14 protein-coding genes, 2 tRNA genes, 4 rRNA genes and 2 pseudogenes are annotated in these 24964 nt (G+C 61.0%); 12 read left to right on the forward strand and 10 right to left on the reverse strand.

Annotated elements, in window-relative coordinates:
* Window positions 1-109 precede the first annotated feature (109 nt).
* Window positions 110-448 carry a hypothetical protein gene (locus tag ACTJKT_RS26110; RefSeq protein ID WP_025808575.1) on the forward strand — a complete coding sequence of 113 codons (339 nt, stop codon included), beginning with the start codon at window positions 110-112 and terminating at the stop codon, window positions 446-448.
* 67 nt (window positions 449-515) lie between these two features.
* On the opposite strand, the gene lapD is transcribed toward ACTJKT_RS26110, so the two are convergent.
* Both lapD and lapG read right to left on the reverse strand, forming a co-directional pair.
* Complete coding sequence (lapD, locus tag ACTJKT_RS26115; RefSeq protein ID WP_440789110.1) at window positions 516-2462, reverse strand: cyclic di-GMP receptor LapD; 1947 nt, start codon at window positions 2460-2462, stop codon at window positions 516-518.
* A gap of 14 nt (window positions 2463-2476) precedes the next feature.
* A complete protein-coding gene (lapG, locus tag ACTJKT_RS26120; RefSeq protein ID WP_440789111.1) occupies window positions 2477-3166 on the reverse strand; it encodes a cysteine protease LapG in 690 nt (229 codons plus the stop codon).
* Between the two features lie 277 nt (window positions 3167-3443).
* Here lapG and ACTJKT_RS26125 point away from each other — a divergent pair, with 277 nt between their 5' ends.
* The 6 genes from ACTJKT_RS26125 (at window position 3444) to ACTJKT_RS26150 (ending at window position 11294) form a co-directional block, all read left to right on the forward strand.
* A complete protein-coding gene (locus tag ACTJKT_RS26125; protein WP_440789112.1) occupies window positions 3444-4136 on the forward strand; it encodes a GntR family transcriptional regulator in 693 nt (230 codons plus the stop codon).
* 72 nt (window positions 4137-4208) lie between these two features.
* Window positions 4209-4964 (forward strand): thioesterase II family protein, encoded by a 756-nt coding sequence (locus tag ACTJKT_RS26130; RefSeq protein WP_097306291.1) that lies wholly within the window; start codon window positions 4209-4211, stop codon window positions 4962-4964.
* 689 nt (window positions 4965-5653) lie between these two features.
* The gene (locus ACTJKT_RS26135) at window positions 5654-6430 is read left to right on the forward strand and encodes a DUF3050 domain-containing protein (protein ID WP_440789113.1); all 777 of its coding nucleotides are present in this window, start codon (window positions 5654-5656) and stop codon (window positions 6428-6430) included.
* Entirely contained in the window at window positions 6427-7356 is a 930-nt protein-coding gene (locus ACTJKT_RS26140; RefSeq protein ID WP_440789114.1) for a diiron oxygenase, read from the forward strand. Before ACTJKT_RS26135 ends, ACTJKT_RS26140 begins: the two co-directional genes overlap by 4 nt.
* Window positions 7357-7371: 15 nt before the next feature.
* Window positions 7372-10806, forward strand: coding sequence for an amino acid adenylation domain-containing protein (locus ACTJKT_RS26145; protein ID WP_440789115.1), 3435 nt, complete (start codon window positions 7372-7374; stop codon window positions 10804-10806).
* Window positions 10807-10829: 23 nt separating this feature from the next.
* Entirely contained in the window at window positions 10830-11294 is a 465-nt protein-coding gene (locus ACTJKT_RS26150; protein WP_440789116.1) for an SRPBCC family protein, read from the forward strand.
* 154 nt (window positions 11295-11448) lie between these two features.
* On the opposite strand, the gene ACTJKT_RS26155 is transcribed toward ACTJKT_RS26150, so the two are convergent.
* Both ACTJKT_RS26155 and ACTJKT_RS26160 read right to left on the reverse strand, forming a co-directional pair.
* Window positions 11449-12234, reverse strand: a complete 786-nt coding sequence (locus ACTJKT_RS26155; RefSeq protein WP_370686837.1) for a methyl-accepting chemotaxis protein — start codon at window positions 12232-12234, stop codon at window positions 11449-11451.
* A 69-nt stretch (window positions 12235-12303) separates the two neighbouring features.
* Window positions 12304-13329 (reverse strand): annotated as a pseudogene (locus ACTJKT_RS26160) (HAMP domain-containing protein); the annotation flags it as partial.
* 313 nt (window positions 13330-13642) lie between these two features.
* Here ACTJKT_RS26160 and ACTJKT_RS26165 point away from each other — a divergent pair.
* The 4 genes from ACTJKT_RS26165 (at window position 13643) to ACTJKT_RS26180 (ending at window position 18997) form a co-directional block, all read left to right on the forward strand.
* Window positions 13643-14143, forward strand: coding sequence for a sigma-70 family RNA polymerase sigma factor (locus tag ACTJKT_RS26165; protein ID WP_016705108.1), 501 nt, complete (start codon window positions 13643-13645; stop codon window positions 14141-14143).
* Complete coding sequence (locus ACTJKT_RS26170; RefSeq protein WP_440789117.1) at window positions 14140-15159, forward strand: FecR domain-containing protein; 1020 nt, start codon at window positions 14140-14142, stop codon at window positions 15157-15159. Before ACTJKT_RS26165 ends, ACTJKT_RS26170 begins: the two co-directional genes overlap by 4 nt.
* Window positions 15160-15262: 103 nt before the next feature.
* Entirely contained in the window at window positions 15263-17758 is a 2496-nt protein-coding gene (locus tag ACTJKT_RS26175; protein WP_440789118.1) for a TonB-dependent siderophore receptor, read from the forward strand.
* 63 nt (window positions 17759-17821) lie between these two features.
* Window positions 17822-18997, forward strand: coding sequence for a PepSY-associated TM helix domain-containing protein (locus ACTJKT_RS26180; RefSeq protein ID WP_440789119.1), 1176 nt, complete (start codon window positions 17822-17824; stop codon window positions 18995-18997).
* Window positions 18998-19175: 178 nt separating this feature from the next.
* On the opposite strand, the gene rrf (ACTJKT_RS26185) is transcribed toward ACTJKT_RS26180, so the two are convergent.
* The 6 genes from rrf (ACTJKT_RS26185) to ACTJKT_RS26210 form a co-directional block, all read right to left on the reverse strand.
* Window positions 19176-19291: ribosomal RNA gene (gene rrf / locus ACTJKT_RS26185) — 5S ribosomal RNA — on the reverse strand.
* A 110-nt stretch (window positions 19292-19401) separates the two neighbouring features.
* Window positions 19402-19517 (reverse strand): 5S ribosomal RNA (rrf, locus tag ACTJKT_RS26190).
* 146 nt (window positions 19518-19663) lie between these two features.
* Window positions 19664-22555 (reverse strand): 23S ribosomal RNA (locus tag ACTJKT_RS26195).
* Window positions 22556-22805: 250 nt separating this feature from the next.
* Window positions 22806-22881: transfer RNA gene (locus ACTJKT_RS26200), tRNA-Ala, on the reverse strand.
* A 26-nt stretch (window positions 22882-22907) separates the two neighbouring features.
* Window positions 22908-22984 (reverse strand) — tRNA-Ile (locus ACTJKT_RS26205).
* Between the two features lie 65 nt (window positions 22985-23049).
* Window positions 23050-24586: ribosomal RNA gene (locus tag ACTJKT_RS26210) — 16S ribosomal RNA — on the reverse strand.
* The 16S, 23S and 5S rRNA genes sit together here with 2 tRNA genes alongside, the layout of an rRNA operon.
* 136 nt (window positions 24587-24722) lie before the next feature.
* Here ACTJKT_RS26210 and ACTJKT_RS26215 point away from each other — a divergent pair.
* Window positions 24723-24964, forward strand: a pseudogene (locus ACTJKT_RS26215) (hypothetical protein); the annotation flags it as partial.

The following is a 24964-nucleotide window of genomic DNA, read 5'->3' on the forward strand; positions in this document are numbered from 1 at the left end:
GTTCCCACCGTGACGATTTTGCCGCCACGTCGCATACTCGCGACCAAAGCGCGCCGTTGGCCTATGCTGCTGACAGCATGATGCCGGACCATATTTCGAGGGATTCCCCATGTTCTACGTGCAACGCGATGCACAGGGCCAGCTGGTTCGCGTGGAGCCCGCACCTTACGCCGAGGCCACGGAAACACTGCAGGCCGACCACAGCGAGATCCAGCAGTGGTTCGCCAACGAGGTGGTGGAAGTCAGCCTGAAACAACTCAAGCAGAGCGACCTGGAAATGATCCGGGTACTCGACGACTTGATTCAGGTGCTGACCAGCAAGGGTGTGATCCGCGTCACCGACCTGCCACCGGCGGCCCAGGCCAAGCTGATGGACCGGACCCAGGCGCGTGAAGCGCTGGGCGGCTTGAGCCACCTGATCAACGACGACGAAACCGGCCTGATCTGATCTGGCGCCGGCCAGCGGTTCCCGCCTCTACCGCGGGAGCTGCTGGCCGGCGATTTTCGTTAGCGCCTCAGCGCCAGGGTGCGGGCTCGCCGAACAGGCGGCCCTGGACGCCGTACAGGCCCATCTCGCGAATCACCTGCAACTCCCCTTCGGTTTCCACGCGCTCGGCAATCAACGGCAGGTCGATGCTGTGGGCAGCGCGCTGGATGGCTTCGATAAACAGGCGCTTGTCGCTTTCCTGGTCGATGTCGCGGATGTAGCTGCCATCGATCTTCAGGTAGGCCAGGCCCAGGCGCGCCAGGTTGCCGATCATGCTGAAGCGCCCGCCAAAGCGCTGCAGGCTCAGGGAGAAGCCCAGCTCGCGCAGGCGTCGGGTCAGCTGTTCCAGCAGCGCCTGTTCAGGCAACTGCTCCTCGCCGATCTCCAGGGTCAGGCGCGGCCCCAGGTTGGCGTGCTGGCGCAGGATCTCAAACACCTTGTTCAAGGCCTGCGGATCGGCCAGGGTCGCGGCCGACAGGTTCAACGCCAGCGAGTCCTGGTGCTCGGTCATCTGCTTGAGCACCTGTTCGAGCATCAGCAGGTCCAGGCGCGAGGTCCAGCCAAAGCGCTCCAGCCACGGCAGGAAGCGCCCGGCGGCGATGGTCTGGCCCTGCTCGTCAAGCAAGCGCGACAGCACCTTGTAATGCAGCACCAGCTTGGTATCCCGGGTCGCGACCACCGGCTGGAAGTACAGCTCGAAGCGCTGCTGGCCCAAGGCGCCGTCCAGCAGGGTGTGCCAGGCGTGATGGTCGTCGCCGATGCTGGCCGTCGCGCCATGCTCCAGGCAAGCCCAGCTCGTGTCGCCCTGGGCTTCGGCCTGGGCCAGGGCCTGGTCGCCCAGGCTCAGCACCGCCTGTGGCGAGTCGCCATGGACGAAGGGCGCCAGGCCGATGGAAGCCACGGACGCCACGTCGGTGGCGCCAGTGGCGTGCAGGCTGGCCAGGGCATTCTCCAGGTTCTGCGCCAGCTGCAGGGCCTCTCCGCGCACCAGACCCGGCGCCAGCACGGCAAATTCGCCGCCGCGGATACGGGTCACCAGGTTGTGGGTTTCCGGGTAGCGCGCGCACTCACGCTGCAATTGTTCGCCCACCGCCTGCAACAGCTGGTCGGTACGCTGCCCACCCAGGCGCTGGTTCAGGCCGGCCAGGTCCTTGACCCGCAGCAACAGCAGGTAGCCGGAGCTGGCCTGCTCCGGGTTGCTCACCCGGGCATTGAGCTGCATCTCGAAGTAACGGCGGTTGGCCAGGCCGGTCAGGTTGTCCTGATAGGACTCGACCCGCAGCTTTTCGCTGCGCTCGGCCTGCTCCTGGAACAGCGCCTTGAGCTTCTCCACCATCTGGTTCATCGCCTGCACCACGCGCCGCAGTTCCGGGGTACGCGGCAGCTCGGGCAGGCTGAGGAATTCGCGGCGGGCAATGGCGTGGGATTGCTGCACCATGTAGTCCAACGGCCTGAGCTGGCGCCGCAGCAGCAAGGCCCCCAGCACCGCGCTCACGGCACCGCACAGCAGCAGCCAGCCGAGGCTGCCCAGGGCGCTTTGCCAAAGCTTGGCGACAGCAAACATCGGGTGGCTGACCACCTCGACCCGCGCCGCCTGTTGCCAGCCACGGCTGACCAGGGCGTCGCCGCCGGCCGGCTCCAGGCCGATCAGCTTGACGAACCAGTCCGGCACGTCGCTGACCTCGGGCGTGCCGCTGCGCTCGACCATGACCTCGTCGGTGACCTGGTTGATCACGCGGATGCTCGAGTAGTAGCCGCTGTCGAAAATCGAGCTGACCATCAGCTCGACCATCGCCGGGTCGTCGATATTCGGGGTCAGGGACAAGGCCAGCGCCGTGGCCGCGTCCTGGGCATGGGAGCGCAGCTGGTTGACGTACTGGGTGCGCGAACTTTCCAGGCTGACCATGAAGCTGCCGCTGAAGGCGACCACCAGGAACAGACAGATTGCGATCAACAGTTGTTTGAACAAAGACATCTGAGCTCGTGCTCCTAGTGAGTCGTCTCGACCGGAAAACCTTCGGCCTGCATTTTCTTCAACACGTCCTGCCACCGGGACAGGCGCTTGGTGTCACCGACTTTCTTGTTGCCCTTGCCGGGCAGCCACAGGCCCTCGGCGTTGAAGGAGTACACCGGCAGCAGGTCGGTACGCTGGCTGGCCGGCTGGATGGCGTCGATCAGGCTGTCGAGGACCAACGGCATGGCCTCCGGGCTTGAATAGTAGGTCAACACCATGTGCGCGCGATTCTGGCGCAACGCCTTGACGTAGGTGATGCGCAGCTTGTCACTGGAAACACCGAGGTGACGCAGGCTGAAATACTTGGCGATCGCATAGTCCTCGCAATCGCCGGCGCCCTTCCACAGGGCCTCGACCGGGGTTTCCCAATAATCCACCTGACGCCACAGGTCGATGTCCTCCACGTAACGCATGTTCTTGTTGAAGAACAGGTTGACCACCTTGAGCTGTTCCATCTCGCTGGCCTGGTTCTGGGTCACCAGCAGTTGCTGCCAGGCGTCGATGCGCTTCTGCCCTTCGCCCAGCGGCCCGTACAGCGCCGTGGCGCGGCGGCTGATCTGCGAAAAGTCCCAATCGGCCTGCAGACCGCCCAGCAGCAGGCCGGCCAGCAGCAGCGCCGAAAACAGCCAGCGCAGGGTCCGAGAAAGAGCTAAACGTGCCGCCAATGCGAAGAGTCCATGGGAGCTGTCGTGGGTCGAAGGATGGTGCAGCTTGGTCCGCCAAAAGACAATGGCACCTTACAATCACAGCCCCTCTGGAGACGCTAAGCTGAAAGCAGGGACCTGTTCGTTTATCGGCCAGTGCTTGAGCGGCAGGAGGGCTGCCCCGAGAATCAGCGCCGGCAAAGCCACGACAGGGCTCAGACGGCTGGTTTGACAAGCTGCAGGGCGCTATCTAGCGTCCATTGGATCCAAATCTCATAGAAAACAGGATAGCGTTAACGTGACAGAAAAACCGAGGCCCTTGAGCAAGATCGCAGTCAGCGGGCCAATCCCCGCCCACCTCGCGCGCTCGGTGATCGAGGAAACCCTGCGCGCGGCGATTCTCGACGGCCGCCTGCCCAGCGGCACGGCACTGCGCCAGCAGGATCTGGCCGACCTGTTCGGCGTCAGCCGCATGCCGGTGCGCGAGGCCTTGCGCCAGCTCGAAGCGCAATCGCTGTTGCACGTGGTGCCGCACAAAGGCGCGGTGGTCGCCGAACTGATCGGCTATGACGCGGTGGAAACCTACGGCCTGCGCCTGCTGCTGGAACTGGAGGCGCTGCGCCTGTCGGTCCCGCTGCTCGACGCCGAGGACATCGCCCAGGCCCGCGGCTATATCGCGCAGCTGGAAAGCGAAACCGACCACGCCGAAATCGGCCGTCTCAATCGCCTGTTCCACATGTCGCTGTACCACCGGGCGCCGAACCAGAAGCTGCTGCGCCTGATCGAGCTCGAGTTGAACGAGGAAGAACGCTTCTTGCGGTTCCATCTATCCTCCATGGGCCTGGGCAAGCTGACCCAGGACGATCACAACGCCATGACCGACGCCGCCGAGGCCAAGGACGTCGAGCGGGCGGTGGAGGTGCTGCGGGGCCATCTGGAAAAGGCCGCGCAGACCATTCGCAACTACCTCGAACGGTCCGCCGAGAGCTGACAGCGGTAACGGCGGCATGACGCGGCCACGATGCAACACTCAATGACCGGCACACCGGCTTAAGGAAAAGCAGTGCACGCGCGCAATGACAAATGGTTGATGGTGCTCAACTCCGGCGAGCCGGCGAAAACCCGACTCATCTGCTTTCCGCAGACCGGCGCGGATCCGGAACAGCTGCGCAACTGGTCCACGGGGCTGGCCGGGCACATCGAGCTGGTGCTGGTGCGACTGCCCGGGCACGGCAGCCGCCAGGCCGAAACCCCGCTCGACGACTGGCCGCGGCTGCTGGCCGATACCTTCTCCGCGCTGCGCCCACTGTTGGCCAAGCCCCACGCCCTGTTCGGCCATGGCCTGGGCGGGATGCTGGCCTACGAAACCGCCAAGCACGCCCAGGCGCACTACCCTGGCCAGACCCGCCACCTGTTCATTTCCGCCTGCCGCAGCCCCGACTACCCATCGCCCCGGCCATTGCTGCACGTGCTGCCCGCGGCGCCCTTCCAGGAAGCCATGCTGTCGCTGGGCGCCACGCCGATCGAAATCCCCCGCGACCAGGCCAGCCGGAACCAGTACGAGACGCTGCTGCGTGCCGACCTGAAGCTGTTCGAATCCTGGCGCGATCTGTCGAGCGGCAACCTCGACATTCCCCTCACCGCCCTCTATGGCAGCGAGGACCCGCTGGCCCCCGCCAGCAACATGGCCAACTGGCGAGAGTTCACCCGTCGTGAGTTCGAGCTGATCGAGGTGGCCGGCAATCACTTCTTCATCAAGTCCCAGCGCCAGCGCCTGCTGCAGATCATCAATACCCACCTGGGCCTGCTCGGCGAATAATCCGCCGTCTTCCTCCTCCGCTCCTGCCCTCACAGGCCTGCCGGCGATGGCTCAGTCGCCGATTTGGGCTCACTCTTGCTGTCGCCGACTGAAAAAGGGACGTGAGCGGCACGCAGACTTGCCCGCACACGTCGATCTGCAGACCCACGCAAGGAGCCCAGCGACTGGAGGGCATGACCGGGATCGGCTCCCGCATGCTTTCTCCCAGATATTCAACGACTTCAACTCAGCGCTTCGAAGTTTGCTTCGAGTGAGGCATTCACTCAGCGTTAAAAATTCTGACTTATATAAGTCGGAAGGGGCAACTTCATCTCAACAAAACTTGAACAAGAAGTTTTGCAGCAACTTGTCGCGCGACAAAAATACAAGTTTTAAAAGTATTGTAAAAACAACTTGATCGACACTTATCCCTGTATTAGTTTTTTCTTCGTCGAGGTTAAAACAACATCGACCACCCGTTTATGAACACCTGGCAGGCCTTGGCTTTATTGACTCTCCAAACCCAATAAAGCCAAGACAACGGTTCTTTAACGGATAGACCGGCCAGCACTATAGAACTTTCCAGATTATCAACTCAGGTTTGAGGCCCCTGCTCGCCCGCAACAAATAAGCATTGATTAAAACACCTATACGAGCCGCAACTAATCGGCCAATAAAACACACTTGAACATCTCAGACAGGTAGCCTAAATGAACGCCAGCAAAGAACTTCTCGACGCCAAGAAAGCCACACTCAGCGCCCACCCCATTTTTGCCGAAATCAACACACTTGCCGTTCTTCAACGCTTTATGCAGACCCATGTTTTTGCCGTATGGGACTTCATGTCGCTGACCAAGCGCCTGCAACAGGAACTGACCTGCGTGCGCCTGCCCTGGCTACCGCCGCAGGACCCTCACGCCGCGCGGCTGATCAACGAGATCGTGCTCGGCGAAGAGTCCGACGATCGCCCCGGGCAAGGCCATTACAGCCACTTCGAGCTGTACCTGGACGCCATGCGCGAGGTCGGCGCCGCCACCCGGGTGGTGGAACGCTTCGTCGCGCTGCAGCAGGAAGGCGTGAGTTTCGACACTGCCCTGCAAAGCGTCGACGCCGACCCGGCCGCCAGCGCCTTTGTCCGCCAGACCCTGCATACCGCCGTGCAGGCGCCGGCCCATTGCGTGGCGGCGGCCTTTCTCCACGGCCGGGAAAGCGTCATCCCGCGGATGTTCCAGCGCATCCTCGACGACTGGGGCATAGGTATCGAGCAGGCACCGACCTTTCGCTACTACCTGCAACGCCATATCGAGGTCGATTCCGACGACCACGGCCCGGCCGCGGAACAGCTGCTGGAGCGGCTGGTGGCTGGCGACCCGCAACGCCAGCAGGAGATGTACGCCGCAGCCATCGCCGCGGTGGACAGCCGCATCGCCCTGTGGGACGGGCTGCGCCTGAGCATGGCGGAATCGCCGATCGGGGTGAGCGCATGAACGCCCTCGACTACCAGTCCTTCGCCGACACCTGGGAAGAGCGCGCGACCATCCGCACCCGCCCGCGCCGCATGCTCGAGGACGACGACAAGCTGATCTACCCCCTGAGCCGCCAGCCCCTGGTGCACAGCCAGAGCTTTCTCGACCACTGCCCCCACCTGCGGGATTTCGTGCTGGTGCAAAGCCTCTACAAGTTCATCAACGACGTGGTGATCTTCGAGACCGAGCTGGTGGACAAGACCGCCCGCAATATCGCCAAGAACCGCTTCGCCATCGCCTTTCCCTTCGCCTGCCGCTACGACGCCATGACCGTGGTGGTGGACGAGGACTACCACGCGCTGGTGGCGATGGACTTCATGCAGCAGACCATCGCCATGAGCGGCATCGACCCCATCGAGCTGCCCCGGGAAATCGAACTCAGCCGGGCCATCCCCGCCGCCCTGCAGCGGGCGCCCGAGCACCTGCGCGACGCGGTGGAACTGATCTGCGTGGCCATCGCCGAGAACACCGTGACCAACGATGTCGCCGCCTTCGCCAAGGACGACACGGTCAAGCCGTCGATCAAGGGCCTGATGGCCGACCACCTGCAGGACGAAGGCCGGCATTCGGGCTTCTGGTCGCGCCTGGTGCGCATCTATTGGCACGGCGCCAGCGACGCCGACCGCGCGGAGATCGCCCGGGTGCTGCCGGTGTTCATCGCCCAGTACCTGACCAACGACATCCAGAAGGGCTTCGACTTGCGACTGATCGAGCAACTGCCCGTCACCGCCCCGATCAAGCAGGCGCTGCGCGAGGAGGCAGCCGCCCTGGCCTACCCGATCAACCGCCATCACCCCCTGATCGCCAACATCCTGCGCTTCTTCCGCAGCAGTTCGATGCTGGATTCGGCCTGCGTCCAGGACGCACTGGCCGACTACCTGCCCTAACGGAGGGACCCGAGCATGAGACGCCTCGACATTGTGTTGACGGGCCGCAGTCAGGCCCTGAACGAACTGGCCATGGAGCTGGAGCGCCACGGTCATCTGCTGCGGCGATTGGACTCGCCGCAAGCGGTCACCGACGCCAAGGAGCTGCGCGCCCATCTGTTGATCGACGACGGTAGCCTGAGTGATTCGCTCCATCTCGCGGCGGACACCGAACGCCTGGAGTTGCGCATCGCCCTGATCGCCCAAGCGGCTTCCGGGCTGCCACAGGTGCGCCTGTTCCACCGCCACGGCGCCCGGCTGATCGAGCAGGCGACCCTGCCGCCGGAAGCCAGCGGCAATGGCCAGGCCGTGCGCAGCAGTGCCATCGCCAGGTTGGTGGCCAGCACCGCGCGGCTGGTCAGCGGCTTTTCCCGCGGCGCAGCGTTTTTCCACCAGCTCGCCACCCTGGATGAGCCAAGCGAACCGCTGCTCGGCCTGGAGCGCCTGGACTCGCTGGCCTTCGAGCACCGGCACAACCAGCAGCCGGCACCGACATTGTTGCGGGAGATGCAGGTGCCGATCGCCCAGCGCATCGACCAGAGCCTGCAGGCCTTCGCCCAGCGTCCGGCCTTGAATATCCAGGGCATCGACTACAGCTACCAGACCCTGCACCGCCTGAGCCGCAACCTGCAGCGGCAGATGCTCCGACACCTGCCCGCCAGCCCTGACCAACCGCCGGTGATCGGCCTGTGCCTGCCCAAATCGGCGGCGCTCTATGCCGCGATTCTCGCCACCCTCGGCTGTGGTGCGGTGTACCTGCCGCTGGACCCGGAGCATCCGCCACAACGGCGGCGCTACATTCTCGACAATGCCGGCGCGGCCCTGTTGCTGCACGACGGCCGCGAAGACCTGGGCGACCTCGGCCTGGCGCAACTCGATGTACGCACCCTGCTGCCTGACGAGACCGAGGACAGCCTCCCGCTGCTGCGCCAGGCACCGCCGCCAGAGGCGCCCTGCGTGGCGATCTACACCTCGGGCACCACCGGCCAGCCCAAGGGCGTGTTGCTCAGCCAGGGCAATCTCAGCCACTTCTGCGCCTGGTACATCGGCCATGTCGAGTTGGACCAGAACAGCCGGGTGCTGCAGTTCTCCACCATCAACTTCGACGCTTCGCTGCTGGATATCCTGCCCACCTTCCTCTGTGGCGCGCTGCTGGTGGTCCCCGACCAGGACCAGCGGCGCGACCCGCAGCAACTGCTGGCCCTGCTCCAGCGCCAGCGGGTCAGCCATGCCTTCCTGCCGCCAGCGCTGCTGAGCATCCTGCCCCTGGAACAGCCGCTGGGCCTGCAGCATCTGGTGACCGGCGGCGACGTCTGCGAACCCTTCGTCATCCAGCGCCTGGCCGGCCAGTGCGCACTGCACAACATCTACGGCCCGACGGAAACCACGGTGCTGGCCACCACCCGCCGCCTGCGGGTCGACGACAACCCGCGCAACCTCGGCCTGCCCATCGCCAACAGCCAGGTGCTGATCCTCGACGAACAGCTGCAACCAGTGCCCGAGCGCACCCCTGGCGAGCTGTACCTGGCCGGGCCGGGCGTCGGCCTCAGCTACCTGAACAACCCGGCGCTGAGCGCCGAACGCTACCTGACCCTGGACCTGCCGGACGGGCGCCAACTGCGGGTCTATCGCACCGGGGACATCGGCCAGTGGACCGACAGCGGTATCGAGATCTGCGGGCGACGGGACAACCAGGTGAAGATCCGCGGGTTCCGGGTCGAGCCCGAGGAGATCGAACACTGCCTGCGCGACGACCAGCTGTTCCGCCAGGTGGCGGTGGTGATCGACGATCAGCGGCGGATCCTCGCCTACCTGGCCCAGCCGAACGCTGCCGGAGATGCGCTGCAAGCCCTGCGCGAACAGGTGCGCCAACGGTTGCCGGACTACATGCAGCCCAGCGCCTACATCGAACTGCCGAGCATGCCCTACACCGCCAACGGCAAGGTCGACCGCCGCGCCCTGTTGGCCCTGCCGCGTACCCCGGGCAGCAACCGCCAGCGACGCCTGCCGCAGAACGCCAACGAACAGCGCCTGCTGCAGCTGTGGGCCGAGCTGCTGGAGCTGCCGGCCGAGGACATCGGCACCGACGACAGCTTCTTCAACCTTGGCGGCCATTCGATCCTGCTGTCGCGCCTACTGCTGGCGATTCGCGAACAGTTCGGCCGCAGCCTGTCGATCAACCGCTTTATCGAGGCGCCGACCCTGAGCAACCTGGCGACCCTGATCGACGGCGCCGCCCACGACGGCCCGGACGACGCCCTCGACCAGGTGTTCGCCGATGCCAACGCCGAACTCGACCTGCAGGTGCTGCCCATCAGCCAACTGGGCGACGTGCACAAGGTGCTGGTCACTGGCGCCAACAGTTTTCTCGGTCTGCACATAGTCGAGGCGCTGCTGGAATGGGGCGCCAGCGAGGTGGCGTGCCTGGTGCGGGAAACGCCCACGCAATCGGCCGCCGAACGTTTCGCCCAGGCCCTGCGCGACAACCGCCTGGAACATCTGGACCTGAGCCGGGTGCGGGTGCATGCCGCCGATATCAGCCAGCCACAATTTGGGCTCGCTGCGGAGGTGTATGAACGCATCGACCGCGAGTACGGCACGCTGGTGCACAACGCCGCCAACGTCAATCACGTGCTGGATTACCCGGCCCTGGCGCGCGACAACGTCGAGCCGCTGTTCGAGTGCCTGCGCCTGTGCGAAGGGCGCAGTAAAAAGGTCTTCAACTTCGTCTCGACCCTGTCCGCCTCCAGCAGCATCGATGCCCAGGGCCGGGTGCTGGAACAGCCGCCCGCGGCCACCCCGCCGATCTACATTCGCAACGGCTACAACCTGTCCAAGTGGGTCGGCGAGCGGATCCTGCAACGGGCTCGCGAACAGGGGGTGTGGGTCAATCTCTATCGCCCGGGCAACATCAGTTTCAACAGCCAGACCGGGGTCTGCCAGCCCCACAGGAACCGCCTGATGCTGATGCTCAAGGGCTCGCTGCAACTGGGCCAGGTGCCGCAGCTGGCGATGAACTTCGACCTGATGCCGGTGGACTTCCTCGCCCGCTTCATCGCCTTCCACGCCAGCCGTTATCAGCCCGCCCACGCGGTGTTCAACCTGCACAACCCGCAGCCTTTGAGCTGGGAGGCCTATGTCGCCTCGTTCCGCGAGGCCGGGCGCGAGTTCCGCATGGTCAGCGTTGCTGACTGGCAGCGCCAGCTGGGCCGGGTCGACCGCGAGAACGCGCTGTTCGGCGTCCTCGGTTTCTACCTCAACGGCTTCGAGGAAGACATCGGCGACATCTCGCAGATCGGCCACGCCAACGCCGAGGCCGGGGTGCGGCGCATGGGTGCCGACTACCCGGCCAAGGACCCGGCGCTGCTGCGCAAGGGCTGCCAGTACCTGAAAGACATCCGCTTTATCTGAACCCACCCACGCTGGAGAGCACTATGAAAAACCTGCAACCCGACACCCTGATCAAGAACCCGAACGCTTGCGAGGTCCTGTCCAGGGTAGACATCAGCGCCGATGCCCAACGCGTCTGGGCCATCGTCGGCAACTTCGCCGGCTTCCCGGCCTTCATTCCCGCGCTGTCGCATATCGAGATGACCGGCGAGGGCGTGCGCTCGGTGCGCAAGAAGTTCTTCCACGACGGCAATATCGTTATCGAACAACTCAACTCACGGGATGACCAGGCGCTGTACATGACCTGGAGCCTGATCTACGACACCCTGGGCATCGGCAACCTGTGGGCGGCCATGAGCGTCGAAGCCTTGCCCGGCGAACGGGCACGCGCCACCTGGCGCATCGTCGCCGACCCGGCCGAAGGCGGTGCCGAGGTGGCGGCCTTCCAGGGGTTCCTGCAGGGGTTTGCCGATGAGGCGATGGGCAATGTGCGGAGGATGTTCGAGTAAGGCGCTGAAACGCCTGCGCGGACGCGGGCGCTATCGCGAGCAAGCTCGCTCCTACAGGGGATCGTGGTTCTCTGTAGGAGCGAGCTTGCTCGCGAAAAAAACAAACGCGATGCGGTCTACCTGACCGCATCGCGTTTTTTGTGGCGCTCGCCGATCAGATCTTGAAGCTGTCCACCAGTTGCTTCAGGCGGTTGGCCTGCAGCGACAGGGCGTCGCAATCCTTCAGGGTTTCGTTGAGGTTGGCCACGCCCTGCTGGTTCAGCAGGTTGATCTGGCTGATGTCGACGTTGAGGGTTTCCACCACGGCGGTCTGCTCTTCGGTGGCGGCGGCCACCGACTGGTTCATGCCGTCGATCTCGGTGATGCGCTGGGTCACGCTGACCAACCGCGCACCGGCCTGGTTGGCCACTTCGACGCTCTCTTCGCTGGACGCCTGGCTGGCGTTCATGGTCGATACCGCTTCGCGGGAGCCGATCTGCAGCGAGGTGATCATCTTGTGGATCTCCTCGGCCGATTCCTGGGTGCGATGGGCCAGGTTGCGAACTTCGTCGGCCACCACCGCGAAACCGCGACCGGCTTCACCGGCGCGCGCCGCTTCGATGGCCGCGTTGAGCGCCAGCAGGTTGGTCTGCTGGGAGATGCCTTTGATCACATCGAGGATGTGGCCGATGTTGTCGGTGCTGGCGTTCAGGGTTTCGATCTGAGTGCAGGACAGGCTGATCTTCTGCGACAGCTCGGTCATGGCCAGGATGGTTTGCTCCACCACCTGACGGCCGTCATCGGCCTGCTCGCTGGCGCCGCTGGCGTGCTGCGACGCATCGGCGGCGTTACGGGCGATTTCCTGGGTGGCGGCGCCCAGCTGGTTGATCGCCGCGGCCACGCTGTTGGTGCGCGCGCTTTGTTCGTCGGAACCGATGATCGACGCGTTGGACGACGCCATCACGCGCTGGGACAGGTCGTGCACCTGGCGGGTAGCCGAGGACACTTCGGAAATCGACGCGTGAATACGTTCCACGAACTGGTTGAACGAGCCGCCCAGTACGCCGAACTCGTCCTTGCTCTCCACCACCAGGCGGCGGGTCAGGTCGCCCTCGCCCTGGGCGATGTCCTGCATCGCGCGGCCCATGGTGGTCAGCGGACGCATCAGCACCTGGATCAGCAGGCTCAGCAGCACGGCAATCGCGGCCACGGCGATGAACATCGCCAGCAGCGCCGAGGTGCGGAACTTGCTCAGCGGGGCGAAAGCCTTGTCACGGTCGATGGACAGGCCGATGTACCACTCGGCATTCGGCAGGCCGGTCACCGGGGTGAACGACAGGATGCGCTCCTGGCCTTTGAGCAGCACCTCCTGGGTGCCCTTCTGGATGTGTACGTTGTCGCCCGGGTAGATGTCCTTGAGGTTCTTCATCACCTGGTCCTTGTCCGGGCTGACGATCACCTGCCCGTCCGCGCTGACCAGGAAGGCATGGCCCAGGCCACCGAAGTCCACCGAGTTGATGATCTTCACCAGGGTTTCCAGGCTCAGGTCGCCCCCCACCACGCCCAGCAGCTGGCCGTTCTTTTTCACCGGCATGGCGATGGTCACCACCAGACCGCCAACGGCCGCCATGTAGGGCGGGGTCAGCATGGTCTTGTCGGCCGCCACGGCCTGCTTGTACCAAGGACGCTGACGCGGGTCGTAGCCGTCGGGCATCTTCGCGTCAGGCCGCTGGGTGAACACACCGTTGGCCTGGCCCACGTAGGTGAACTGGAAGTTCGTGGTGAACGCCGGCTGGTCCACCAGCCCCGGGAAGTCAGCGTTGGCGCCCTGGTGGGCGACGTTCTGCGAGAGGTTCTCGAGCACCAGGATGCGCCCGCTCATCCAGTTCTGGACGCTGCTGGAAGTGAGGTCACCCGCCTGCTGGATCGACGATTCGAGGTTCTGGCGAATGGTGTTTCGCTGCAGATAGTCGTTGTACAAAGTGAACAACGCGAATGCCAGAACCACTACACCGGAGGCGGCCAAAAGGATTTTATGGCTGAACTTGAGATTCATGTCATGGGACTTCTTATGCCGAAAGTGGGGATGCGTACGGGATGCAACTTTCCATGTAACAGCGCAGGCGGCGTTCTATGGCCGCTCTACTTTGGTGCACGCATGGGTCTCACTGTCTGTCGGCACGAGTCGGATAAATCTTAGCGATTTGTCAGAAATGTACGTGATATCTGCAAAAAACCTGCTGAACGGCAGGCTAGAGCGGTCGCGTCGGACTTTTCCGTAGCCGGTCGCCCTGCGGTTGTTGCAAAATCCCAAACCCTTGATGACAATGCGACTAATTATCATTTGTGACACCTAGGCAGTCGCATCCATGTCATCACCTGAGTTCGCGGTACAGGCGCTTTACAGCCATCACCATGGCTGGCTCAACACATGGTTGCGCAGCCGGCTGGGCAACGCCGCCGATGCGGCCGACCTGGCGCAGGACACCTTCGTGCGCCTGTTGCAGCGCACCGAACGCCTCGAACTCAAGGCCCCACGCGCTTTCCTGCGGACCATCGCCCGCGGCCTGGTGATCGACCACTGGCGCCGCGAGGAAATCGAACGCGCCTACCTGGAAACCATCGCCCATCTGCCAGAAGCCGAAGCCCCCAGCGAGGAAGCCCGCGCCCTGGTGCTGGAGCTGCTGGAAAGCATCGCGCGCATGCTCGAAGGGCTGAAGCCGAAGGTGCGCAAGGCATTCCTGCTGGCCCAGTGCGAAGGCCTGACCCACAAGCAGATCGCCGAACAGATGGGGCTGTCCCTGCGTTCGGTGGAGCGTTACGTGGCCGACGCGCTGTTCCACTGCTACCTGCTGCGCTATGAGGCATGAGCGCTGTGGATAACCCTTCGATCAATCTGCGCCGGCCCGTGGACCCCAGGCACCTGGTGGTCAAGCAGGCCATCAACTGGATGCTGCGCCTGCGCAACAACGCCGGTAATCCCCGGCTGTTGCAGCAGTGCGATACCTGGCGCGCGGCCCATCACGAACACGAACTGGCCTGGCAACGGGTGCAATCGCTGCAGCAGGAACTGCACAGCAACCTGCGGGCGGTGCCCGGTGCCCAGGTGGCCTTCGACACCCTGGAAAACAGCGCCCAGCGCCTCGGCCGACGCCAGGCCCTGAAGCTGCTCGGCGGCGTCATGCTGGTGGGCTGCACCGCGTGGCTGGGCAAGGAGCAACTGGCCTGGCAGCAATGGAACGCCGACTTCGCCACCGCCACCGGCGAACGCCGCGGCTTCCAGTTGCCGGACGGCTCGCGCCTGGAACTCAACACCGACAGCGCCGCCGACATGGACTTCAATGCCCAGCAGCGGCTGATCCGGCTCAGCCGTGGGGAAATCATGCTGACCTGCGGGCCGGATCAGCAGGCGAGCCCTTCCAGGCCGCTGCTGGTGCGGACCCGCCATGGCCTGTTCGAGGGGTTCGACGCCAGTTTCGTGGTGCGCATGGAAGGCGGTTGCACGCGCCTGAGCGTCACCGCCGGCAGCGTCGCCATTCACTCGCCACATACCGCCGATGGCGCCTCGGCCCGGGTACAGGCCGGGCAAAGCTATCTGGTCAGTGGGTCCCAGGCGCTGCCGGTGCCGCCGCTGGACATGGACGTGGGCGCCTGGGCCGATGGCCTGATCGTCACCCGCAATATGCGGCTGGCGGACTTCATCCACGAGGTCGGGCGTTATCGCCACGGTTACCTGGGCTGTGCCGACGAGATCGGCGACCTGCGCCTGTCCGGCGTGTTCCGCCTGGAGGACACCGACAAACTGCTGGCGATCCTCCCGCAAACCCTGCCCGTGCGCCTGCGTTATCGCACCCGCTGGTGGGTCACCCTGGAGCGCCTGGCCTGAGGCGCTGCAATTCGTTGAAATTTTTTTGGCGGCTTTTTCCCGTGAGTCCGGCTTAGACAGTAAGCACTTCCATCTGCCTTCAGTGACTCAACGGAACCCTTCCATGATTGTGCACTTCCACCACCTCTCTTCTGCACGGCCAGCCCCCGGCCTGCGCCACGCCATGCGCGTGGCCCTGCTCTCCTCGGCGCTGGGCGTCGTCGCCTTGCCTTGGCTGGCACAGGCGGCCGAGACGGGCGCGGCCAGCCTCAGCCACAGCTACAACATCCCTGGCGGCGCCCTGAGCGACGTACTCAACCGCTTCGCCCGCGAGGCAGGCATCACCTTGTCGATGACCCCGGCGCAGCTCCAGGGCCGTCAGTCCTCCGGCCTGAAGGGCGAGTACTCCACTGACCAAGCCCTGGGCCAGTTACTCAACGGTTCCGGCCTGGAAGCGGTGAGCCAGGACGGCAGCAGCTATGTACTGCGGGCATTGCCCGAGACCGGCGCCCTGTCGTTGCCGACCACCGATATCAAGGGTTTCGCCCTGGGCAATGCCTTGGGCAGCATGGAAGGCTACAACGCCACCCACAGCCAGATCGCCACCAAGACCAGTACCGCGCTGCTGGAAACCTCGCAAAGCGTGTCGGTGGTGACCCGCGAACAAATGGACGACCAGGGCTCGCAAACCGTCTCCCAGACCATGCGCTACACCCCCGGCGTGCTGACCAACCCCTACGGCGCGACCCACAGGTACGACTACGTGGCCATGCGCGGCTTCAACGATGGCTCGGTGGATAACATCTACCTCGACGGTCTCAAATCCATGGGCGACAGCGGCACCTACAGCACCATGCAGATCGATCCGTACTTCCTGGAGCGGGTGGACATCCTCAAGGGGCCCTCGTCGGTGCTGTATGGCCGCAGCTCCCCGGGCGGCCTGGTGGCGCTGACCAGCAAGAAACCGCTGTTCGAGCCCTACCATCAGATCCAGGCCACGGTCGGCACCCAGGGCCAACGCGGTATGGGCTTCGACTTCAGCGGCCCGGTGGACGACGACAAGCGCATCGCCTATCGCCTGACCGGGCTGGCGGACCGCTCCGACACCCAGTTCGACCACAACAAGGAAAAACGCTACGCCCTGGCACCGACCCTGAGCATCGACTTTACCGATGACACCTCGCTGACCCTGCAGGCGTACCTGCAACACGATCCGGATGGCGGCTACCACAGCGGCATGCCGGCCGACGGTGCGCTGCACCAGCGCAACGGCCAGCGGATCTCCGAGAATTTCTTCGAAGGCGAACCGGGCATCGATCGCTACAAGCGCGACCAGCAATCGTTCGGTTATCAGTTCGAACATCGCTTCAACGATGTCTTCACCGCGCGGCAGAACTTCCGCTACCTCGACTCCAAGGTGAAGCTGGACCAGGTCTACGGCTACGGCTGGACCACCCCGACCAGCAACGAGCTGAACCGCTACTACACCGGTGGCGACGAGAAGCTGCATGCGTTTATCGTCGACAACATGCTGCAGGCCGAATTTCTCACCGGCGCGACCAAGCACACGGTGCTGATGGGCGCCGATTACCAGCGACGCAAGACGGTGGTGGACTGGACCAGCGGCTCGGTGGCGCCGATCAATGCGTTCGATCCGGTCTATGGCAACTCGGCCATCACTTACTACGACCCGGTCAGCTATCTGCGTCGCCTCGAGCAGACCGGCGTCTACCTGCAAGACCTGATCGAGATGGATCAGTGGCGCTTCTCCCTGGGCCTGCGCCAGGACTGGGTGGAGACCTCGGACGAAAACCGCCTGGCCGAAGCCTCGCGCCCGGTGGGCACCGAAATCAATGACAAGCGCACCAAGCTGACGGGCCGCGCCGGGGCGCTGTACCTGTTCGATAACGGCCTGGCGCCTTACATCAGCTACTCCGAGTCCTTCAACCCCAACTCCTACGCGGACAGCGCCGGCAACCCGCTGGCGCCTACCGATGGCACCCAATGGGAGCTGGGCCTGAAGTACCAGCCACCGGGCACGGATGACCTGTACACCGCCTCCCTGTTCCGCATCGACCAGGAAAACCTGGCCACCAAGCTGCCCCAGGAAAACTTCTATCGCGCGGTCGGCGCCGTACGTTCCCAGGGTCTGGAACTGGAAGCGCACCTGCAGCTGAACGACAACCTCAAGCTGCTCGGCAGCTACACCTTCACCGATATCGAGTACTCGAAGTCGATGATCAGCACCTTGAGCACCGCCACCGACATCATCGAGAACAAGGGTAACTCGCCGACCCAGGCGCCGCGGCACATGGCTTCGCTCTGGGCCGACTACAAGTTCGACAGCGGCTCGCTCGACGGCCTGCGCCTGGGTGGCGGCGTGCGGTACGTGGGCTACAGCTGGGCGGATGCGGAGAACACCATGAAGGTGCCGTCCTACACCCTGTTCGATGCCTCCATCGGCTATGACCTGGGCAAGGTCGGCCTCAAGGGTGTGGATGTCCGGCTCAATGCCAACAACCTGACCAACGAATCCTACATCGCCTCCTGTGCCAGCCTGAGCTTCTGCTACATGGGCGAGGAGCGGAACGTCGCGGCCACGGTCAGCTACCAGTTCTAATCATTTGTCGTTCCCCCGAAGCCAGCGCACGCGCTGGCTTTGTCGTCTCTACGGGAAAATTCCATGCGCGCAATTCTGGTTCTACTGCATCGTTATATCGGCCTGGCCACCGCGGTGTTTCTGCTGCTGGCGGGGCTGACCGGCAGCCTGCTGGCCTTCAATCACGAGCTGGACGAGTGGCTCAACCCGGGGTTCTACGAGGCCCCTGCCGAGGGTCAGGCACTGCCGCCTGGAACCCTGGTCGACCAGGTGCAGACGCAGCATCCGCGCCTGCAGGTCTGGTACATGGAGTACCCCAACGAGCCCGGGCATACCGCGCTGCTCGCCGCGGTACCCCGTAACGACCCGGCTACGGGCAAGCCGTTCGACGAACCCAATCAGGTGTTTTACCTGGACCCGGTCAGTGGCGAGCAGACCGGCAAGCGGTTCTGGGGTGCCTGCTGTTTTCAGCGGGAGAATCTCATCCCCTTCATTCTCGAATTCCACTACAACCTGACGCTGCCAGGTAACTGGGGGCTGGTATTGATGGGGTTGGTGGCGATCTTCTGGGTCGTCGATTGCTTCATTGCCTTGTTCCTCACCCTGCCCCGTGGCCGGCCGTTCTGGAAGAAGTGGTCGACCGCCTGGAAGATCAAGGGCGGGCACGCCTATCGTCTCAATATGGATCTGCATCGGGCGGGAGGGTTATGGCTGTGGTTACTGCTGCTGCCGATTGCCATCAGCAGCGTGGCGATGAACCTGCCGAGCCAGGTGTTCAAGCCGGTGGTGTCCCTGCTCTCGCCGATCGAACCGAGCGTCTATGAGGCCCGTGGGCGCATGCCCAGCGATCAGTTGGGGGTTACCCGACTCAGCTATCAGCAGGCTTATGAACGGGCCCAGGAAGAAGGCAAACGGCTGGGCCTGACAGCGGCGATCGGTGAGCTGTATTACAGCTTCGAATACAACTTCTATGGCGCCGGTTTCGGTCAACACGATACCGAGGCCCATGGTAAGTCGTGGTTGTTCTTTCATGGCACGGATGGGCGCCTGCTGGGGCAGGAGATCGCCGGACAAGGCACCTTGGGCGAACGGTTTTATCGGCTGCAACTGCCGATCCATGGCGGTCGGATCATCGGCTTTACCGGGCAGGTGCTTATTGCGGTGCTGGGGTTGGTGATTACGATGTTGTCCGTCACCGGGATCTATATCTGGTGGCGTAAATGGCTGGCCCGCAGAAGCAGCAAGCTGCGTCAGCGGTGAGGTGAGGGGCGCTTCACTCTGTTGTGAAGCTCTGAGCTGGAGATTGGGGGCTGGTGGGGGGATTCAGGTCCCCCTGCTGGGTGACCTGGAGGCCTGGCTCGGATGTAAGCCTTAGGCTTTCAGACGTACAAAAACAAAACCCCTGTCTGCGTCAGCAGACAGGGGTTTCGGAATTCAATCTTGACGATGACCTACTCTCACATGGGGAAACCCCACACTACCATCGGCGATGCACCGTTTCACTTCTGAGTTCGGGATGGGATCAGGTGGTTCCAGTGCTCTATGGTCGTCAAGAAATTCTGTGGCCGGACCGTTGGCTCAAGGGCCGAACGTGCCAGCAAAATCGGGAACTTCTACAAAAACAAAACCCCAATTGCTTTCGCAATTGGGGTTTCGGAATTTAATCTTGACGATGACCTACTCTCACATGGGGAAACCCCACACTACCATCGGCGATGCATCGTTTCACTTCTGAGTTCGGGATGGGATCAGGTGGTTCCAATGCTCTATGGTCGTCAAGAAATTCGGTGTGCCGACTCGTCTTTCGACGCTTCGGCAAATTGGGTATGTAATAGCTTTGTGGTGTTTTGTGAGCGGTGCAAACTTTCGGTTCATTTCGTCTTCACACACCGCAACTCGCTCTTAAGCAAATTGCTTGGGTGTTATATGGTCAAGCCTCACGGGCAATTAGTATTGGTTAGCTCAACGCCTCACAGCGCTTACACACCCAACCTATCAACGTCGTAGTCTTCGACGGCCCTTTAGGGAACTCAAGGTTCCAGTGAGATCTCATCTTGAGGCAAGTTTCCCGCTTAGATGCTTTCAGCGGTTATCTTTTCCGAACATAGCTACCCGGCAATGCCACTGGCGTGACAACCGGAACACCAGAGGTTCGTCCACTCCGGTCCTCTCGTACTAGGAGCAGCCCCTCTCAAATCTCAAACGTCCACGGCAGATAGGGACCGAACTGTCTCACGACGTTCTAAACCCAGCTCGCGTACCACTTTAAATGGCGAACAGCCATACCCTTGGGACCGGCTTCAGCCCCAGGATGTGATGAGCCGACATCGAGGTGCCAAACACCGCCGTCGATATGAACTCTTGGGCGGTATCAGCCTGTTATCCCCGGAGTACCTTTTATCCGTTGAGCGATGGCCCTTCCATACAGAACCACCGGATCACTAAGACCTACTTTCGTACCTGCTCGACGTGTCTGTCTCGCAGTCAAGCGCGCTTTTGCCTTTATACTCTACGACCGATTTCCGACCGGTCTGAGCGCACCTTCGTACTCCTCCGTTACTCTTTAGGAGGAGACCGCCCCAGTCAAACTACCCACCATACACTGTCCTCGATCCGGATAACGGACCTGAGTTAGAACCTCAAAGTTGCCAGGGTGGTATTTCAAGGATGGCTCCACGCGAACTGGCGTCCACGCTTCAAAGCCTCCCACCTATCCTACACAAGCAAATTCAAAGTCCAGTGCAAAGCTATAGTAAAGGTTCACGGGGTCTTTCCGTCTAGCCGCGGATACACTGCATCTTCACAGCGATTTCAATTTCACTGAGTCTCGGGTGGAGACAGCGCCGCCATCGTTACGCCATTCGTGCAGGTCGGAACTTACCCGACAAGGAATTTCGCTACCTTAGGACCGTTATAGTTACGGCCGCCGTTTACCGGGGCTTCGATCAAGAGCTTCGCGTTAGCTAACCCCATCAATTAACCTTCCGGCACCGGGCAGGCGTCACACCCTATACGTCCACTTTCGTGTTTGCAGAGTGCTGTGTTTTTAATAAACAGTCGCAGCGGCCTGGTATCTTCGACCGGCATGGGCTTACGGAGCAAGTCCTTCACCCTCACCGGCGCACCTTCTCCCGAAGTTACGGTGCCATTTTGCCTAGTTCCTTCACCCGAGTTCTCTCAAGCGCCTTGGTATTCTCTACCCAACCACCTGTGTCGGTTTGGGGTACGGTTCCTAGTTATCTGAAGCTTAGAAGCTTTTCTTGGAAGCATGGCATCAACCACTTCGTCACCTAAAAGGTAACTCGTCATCAGCTCTCGGCCTTAGAATCCCGGATTTACCTAAGATTCCAGCCTACCACCTTAAACTTGGACAACCAACGCCAAGCTGGCCTAGCCTTCTCCGTCCCTCCATCGCAATAACTAGAAGTACAGGAATATTAACCTGTTTTCCATCGACTACGCTTTTCAGCCTCGCCTTAGGGACCGACTAACCCTGCGTCGATTAACGTTGCGCAGGAAACCTTGGTCTTTCGGCGTGGGTGTTTTTCACACCCATTGTCGTTACTCATGTCAGCATTCGCACTTCTGATACCTCCAGCAAGCTTCTCAACTCACCTTCACAGGCTTACAGAACGCTCCTCTACCGCATCACTTACGTGATACCCGTAGCTTCGGTGTATGGTTTGAGCCCCGTTACATCTTCCGCGCAGGCCGACTCGACTAGTGAGCTATTACGCTTTCTTTAAAGGGTGGCTGCTTCTAAGCCAACCTCCTAGCTGTCTAAGCCTTCCCACATCGTTTCCCACTTAACCATAACTTTGGGACCTTAGCTGACGGTCTGGGTTGTTTCCCTTTTCACGACGGACGTTAGCACCCGCCGTGTGTCTCCCATGCTCGGCACTTGTAGGTATTCGGAGTTTGCATCGGTTTGGTAAGTCGGGATGACCCCCTAGCCGAAACAGTGCTCTACCCCCTACAGTGATACATGAGGCGCTACCTAAATAGCTTTCGAGGAGAACCAGCTATCTCCGAGCTTGATTAGCCTTTCACTCCGATCCACAGGTCATCCGCTAACTTTTCAACGGTAGTCGGTTCGGTCCTCCAGTCAGTGTTACCTAACCTTCAACCTGCCCATGGATAGATCGCCCGGTTTCGGGTCTATACCCAGCGACTAAACGCCCTATTAAGACTCGCTTTCGCTACGCCTCCCCTATTCGGTTAAGCTCGCCACTGAATATAAGTCGCTGACCCATTATACAAAAGGTACGCAGTCACAGAACAAAGTCTGCTCCCACTGCTTGTACGCATACGGTTTCAGGATCTATTTCACTCCCCTCTCCGGGGTTCTTTTCGCCTTTCCCTCACGGTACTAGTTCACTATCGGTCAGTCAGTAGTATTTAGCCTTGGAGGATGGTCCCCCCATATTCAGACAAAGTTTCTCGTGCTCCGTCCTACTCGATTTCATGACTAAGAGATTTTCGCGTACAGGGCTATCACCCACTATGGCCGCACTTTCCAGAGCGTTCCGCTAATCTCAAAGCCACTTAAGGGCTAGTCCCCGTTCGCTCGCCACTACTAAGGGAATCTCGGTTGATTTCTTTTCCTCAGGGTACTTAGATGTTTCAGTTCCCCTGGTTCGCCTCTTGCACCTATGTATTCAGTACAAGATAACCATCTTATGATGGCTGGGTTCCCCCATTCAGACATCTCCGGATCAAAGTCTGTTTGCCGACTCCCCGAAGCTTTTCGCAGGCTACCACGTCTTTCATCGCCTCTGACTGCCAAGGCATCCACCGTATGCGCTTCTTCACTTGACCATATAACCCCAAGCAATCTGGTTATACTATGAAGACGACATTCGCCGAAAATTCGCAATGCTCATGAGAGCAACTCACAAATTTTACCTTAGCCTGAATAAACACCAGTGAAAGTGCCATTCAGTCTATCTTTCTATCACATACCCAAATTTTTAAAGAACGATTCTGATAAAGATCAGAAATCAACATTCATCGCCGTTCTGGCGGAATGCTCATTTCTAAGCTTTAAACGATGGAGACCAATCTGTAATGGTGGAGCCAAGCGGGATCGAACCGCTGACCTCCTGCGTGCAAGGCAGGCGCTCTCCCAGCTGAGCTATGGCCCCGTATCGCTACAGGGTGCACCAGTAATTGGTGGGTCTGGGCAGATTCGAACTGCCGACCTCACCCTTATCAGGGGTGCGCTCTAACCAACTGAGCTACAGACCCAATCGTCTTCTTCAATGAATCAAGCAATTCGTGTGGGAGCTTATGAAGCAGCTGATGTCGTCGATTAAGGAGGTGATCCAGCCGCAGGTTCCCCTACGGCTACCTTGTTACGACTTCACCCCAGTCATGAATCACACCGTGGTAACCGTCCTCCCGAAGGTTAGACTAGCTACTTCTGGTGCAACCCACTCCCATGGTGTGACGGGCGGTGTGTACAAGGCCCGGGAACGTATTCACCGCGACATTCTGATTCGCGATTACTAGCGATTCCGACTTCACGCAGTCGAGTTGCAGACTGCGATCCGGACTACGATCGGTTTTATGGGATTAGCTCCACCTCGCGGCTTGGCAACCCTCTGTACCGACCATTGTAGCACGTGTGTAGCCCAGGCCGTAAGGGCCATGATGACTTGACGTCATCCCCACCTTCCTCCGGTTTGTCACCGGCAGTCTCCTTAGAGTGCCCACCATAACGTGCTGGTAACTAAGGACAAGGGTTGCGCTCGTTACGGGACTTAACCCAACATCTCACGACACGAGCTGACGACAGCCATGCAGCACCTGTCTCAATGTTCCCGAAGGCACCAATCCATCTCTGGAAAGTTCATTGGATGTCAAGGCCTGGTAAGGTTCTTCGCGTTGCTTCGAATTAAACCACATGCTCCACCGCTTGTGCGGGCCCCCGTCAATTCATTTGAGTTTTAACCTTGCGGCCGTACTCCCCAGGCGGTCAACTTAATGCGTTAGCTGCGCCACTAAGAGCTCAAGGCTCCCAACGGCTAGTTGACATCGTTTACGGCGTGGACTACCAGGGTATCTAATCCTGTTTGCTCCCCACGCTTTCGCACCTCAGTGTCAGTATCAGTCCAGGTGGTCGCCTTCGCCACTGGTGTTCCTTCCTATATCTACGCATTTCACCGCTACACAGGAAATTCCACCACCCTCTACCATACTCTAGCTCGCCAGTTTTGGATGCAGTTCCCAGGTTGAGCCCGGGGATTTCACATCCAACTTAACGAACCACCTACGCGCGCTTTACGCCCAGTAATTCCGATTAACGCTTGCACCCTCTGTATTACCGCGGCTGCTGGCACAGAGTTAGCCGGTGCTTATTCTGTCGGTAACGTCAAAATACTCACGTATTAGGTAAGTACCCTTCCTCCCAACTTAAAGTGCTTTACAATCCGAAGACCTTCTTCACACACGCGGCATGGCTGGATCAGGCTTTCGCCCATTGTCCAATATTCCCCACTGCTGCCTCCCGTAGGAGTCTGGACCGTGTCTCAGTTCCAGTGTGACTGATCATCCTCTCAGACCAGTTACGGATCGTCGCCTTGGTGAGCCATTACCTCACCAACTAGCTAATCCGACCTAGGCTCATCTGATAGCGCAAGGCCCGAAGGTCCCCTGCTTTCTCCCGTAGGACGTATGCGGTATTAGCGTCCGTTTCCGAACGTTATCCCCCACTACCAGGCAGATTCCTAGGCATTACTCACCCGTCCGCCGCTCTCAAGAGAAGCAAGCTTCTCTCTACCGCTCGACTTGCATGTGTTAGGCCTGCCGCCAGCGTTCAATCTGAGCCATGATCAAACTCTTCAGTTCAAACATCTTTGGGTTTTGAGAAAACCCTAAACTTGGCTCAGCAATCGTTGGTTACATCTTTGATTTCTCGCGGAGTAACTTGTGATGCTGATAATCTTTCTGACTATCAGTCTGACTCCACAAGCACCCACACGAATTGCTTGATTCAGTTGTTAAAGAGCGGTTGGTTAAGTCTTTCGTCTCAACCGAGGCGCGCATTCTACAGCAGCCTCTGTATCTGTCAAGCGGTTATTTTAAGAAGTTTTCAAAGTTTCCTTTGCAACTTCAACCACTTGCGCTTCCGATCTCTCGTCAGCGGGAGGCGAATTCTACAGCGTTACACGCTGCTGTCAACACCTCTTTTTCTCCGCTTTCGACCGAGAAGATCGAACCGTCAAT

The sequence above is a fragment of the Pseudomonas sp. 22526 genome, assembly GCF_052044735.1.
Classification (GTDB): Bacteria; Pseudomonadota; Gammaproteobacteria; order Pseudomonadales; family Pseudomonadaceae; genus Aquipseudomonas; species Aquipseudomonas piscium.